At 74.3% G+C, this 2606-nt stretch carries 1 protein-coding gene; it reads right to left on the bottom strand.

Annotation, left to right across the window (positions count from 1 at the left end; all coding sequences use genetic code 11):
• Positions 1-94: 94 nt before the first annotated feature.
• Positions 95-2605, bottom strand: a complete 2511-nt coding sequence (locus tag D459_RS0129525; protein WP_026120870.1) for an ABC transporter permease — start codon at positions 2603-2605, stop codon at positions 95-97.
• Position 2606 lies beyond the last annotated feature (1 nt).

Genomic DNA, 2606 nt, shown 5'->3' with positions numbered 1-2606 from the left:
CCCCCCCTCCCGATCCCCCGCCCACACTAAAGGCGGGCGGCCCCCTCTGAGGGGAGCCGCCCGCCCGTGTCGGCCCGGGGCAGGGGGCCGGCGCCTACTCGCTGGCCAGAGCCCCGCTGATCGAGGTGCCCGCGGCCCTGCGGCCGGGCAGTACCGAGGCCAGCAGGCCCGCCACCACGGCGACCGCGACGAACACCGCGATCTGGCCCAGCGGCACACCGAACACCATGTTCGGCAGGATGGCGGAGGCCGCGGCCCAGCCGAACAGCACGCCCAGGCCGATGCCCACGCCCGCGCCGATCAGGCAGAGCACCACCGCCTCGATGCTCAGCATCCGGCGCAGCTGGCCCCGGCTCAGCCCCAGGGCGCGCAGCAGCGCCGACTCGCGGGTGCGCTCCAGCACCGACAGCGCCATGGTGTTGGCGATGCCGAACACCGCGATCAGGATCGCCAGGCCGAGCATCGCGGCGATCGCGATGAACGCCAGCTCCAGCATGTCGTCGAACTGGCCGCGCATCTCGGCGGTGGAGTCCACCCGCAGCAGCGGGTCGTCGGCGACCGAGTCGTAGACCGCGTCGCGCACCTCGGCGGCGGAGGCCCCGTCGGCACCGCGCACCCCGATCGTGTCGGGCTCCTTGATCCCGGGGAAGCCCGCCTTGAAGTCCTCGGGGGCCAGGGTCGCGCCCCACAGCGTGCCCATGTCGGCGGTGACCGCGGCGATCTCGTAGGTCCGCTCGCCCTCCGCGGTGGCCACCGTCAGCTCGTCGCCCGCGGTGCGCCCGCCGGCGTAGCCCTTGGACACGGCCACCTTGCCCGGGCCCAGGTCGGACAGGTCGCCGGACTCGACCGTGTCGGAGACGTCCTCGCCGACGACGGCGCCGATGTAGGTGCGCACCGGCATGTCGCCGGAGGCGTCGGGGGACTCGACGTAGGTGAGCCGCTCCTCCCAGGCGGTCCCGATCGCGGGGGAGGAGCGCAGCTCCTCGGCGACCCGGGCCGGGATGGCGGCCTCCTCGCCGTCCATCGGGGCGGCGATCTGGTAGTCCACCGGGAACTGCTCGTCGAGCATGTGGTTCATGGTCTTGCTCAGCGAGGCGTTGACCACCGCGTACCCGGTGATCAGCGTGGCGCCGACGGTGAGGGCGATCATCGCGGCGGCCGCGCGCTTGGGGCTGCGCCGGGAGTTGTCCGCGGCGAGCATGCTCGGCACTCCGATCCGCTTCATCAGCGGGGAGACCGCGGCGACGACGGCGCGCACGATCAGGGGGGAGAGCACCACCACCCCGACGAAGGCGACCAGACCGGCGACGACGGACAGCACCAGGGAGACCGGGTCGGGGGCGGCCATCAGCGCGACGGTGACCAGCCCGGCGGAGACCAGGAAGAACAGCGTTCCGACCGCGATCCGCTTCCAGCCGATGCCCTTCTCCATGCCCTGGGCGGTGGCGCTGGTGCGCAGCGCGGCCAGCGGCGGTACCCGGGTCGCCCGCACCGCCGGGACGAGGGCGGCGACCAGCGTCATCGCCATGCCGACCACCAGGCCGACGGCCACCGGCAGCACTCCGACGACCAGCGTCGTTCCGGAGCCGTCGGCGCCCAGGGCCTGCGAGCCGAAGTGGATCCCGGCCCAGCCCAGGCCGATGCCGGCGGCCACCCCGATCGCGGAGGAGAGCAGGCCGATGACGAGCGCCTCCAGCAGCACCCCGCGGAAGACCTGGCCGCGGCCGGCGCCGACGCAGCGCAGCAGGGCCATCTCGCGCTGCCGCTGGGCGAGCAGGATGGCGAAGGTGTTGTAGATGACGATGCACGCGACGAAGACCGAGACCAGCGCGAACATCATCAGGGCGACGGCGAAGGCGGTGGCCTGCGTGCCGGCGTCCTCGGCGAGCCGCTCGCCCATGGCGGCCCCGGTCTCGACCTCGGCCGCGGAGCCCGCGGCGGCCGCCACCGCATCGGCGACCGCCTCGTCGGAGGCGCCCGCGGCGGCGGTGGCGTCGATCTCGGCGTAGCCCTCGGCCCCGGTCAGCTCGCGGGCGGTGTCCGCCTGGAACACCACGGCGCCGCGGTAGGCCAGTTCCATGTCGGTGCCGAAGTCGACCAGGCCGCTGACGGTGAACTCGTGCTCGGCGCCCTCGGCGTCCAGTACGGTCACCCGGTCGCCGACCCGGTAGCCGGTGGCGTCGGCGCTGGTGGTGGCCAGCGCGACCTCGTCCGCGGCGGAAGGGAGCGCCCCCTCGTCGGCGCTGTAGCGGGTCTCGCCCTCCAGGCCCAGGCCGGCCGTGGGCATGCCGCCGACCGCGCGGCCGTCCTTGTCCAGCAGCGGCGCGTCCCCGCGGAGCACGGCGCCGGCCTCGGCGACTTCGTCCAGGCCGCGCACCTGCTCCAGGGTCTTCTCCGGCAGTACGGCCGGCTTCTCGGGGTCGGCCTGCTCGGCGGCGGGGCGGGCGACGGCGGCGAACTTGTCGGCCGCCCCCATCACCTGAGCGCTGAACGCCTCCTTGAGGGTTCCGCTGAAGACCAGTGTTCCGGTGACGAACATGACGCCGAGGGCGATGGCGAGGGCGGTGGTGGCCAGGCGTGTCTTGTGCTGGCGCAGGCCGGCCAGG

It is taken from the genome of Nocardiopsis potens DSM 45234 (assembly GCF_000341105.1).
Taxonomy (GTDB): domain Bacteria; phylum Actinomycetota; class Actinomycetes; order Streptosporangiales; family Streptosporangiaceae; genus Nocardiopsis_A; species Nocardiopsis_A potens.
This window is presented reverse-complemented; position numbering and strand designations above follow the sequence as displayed.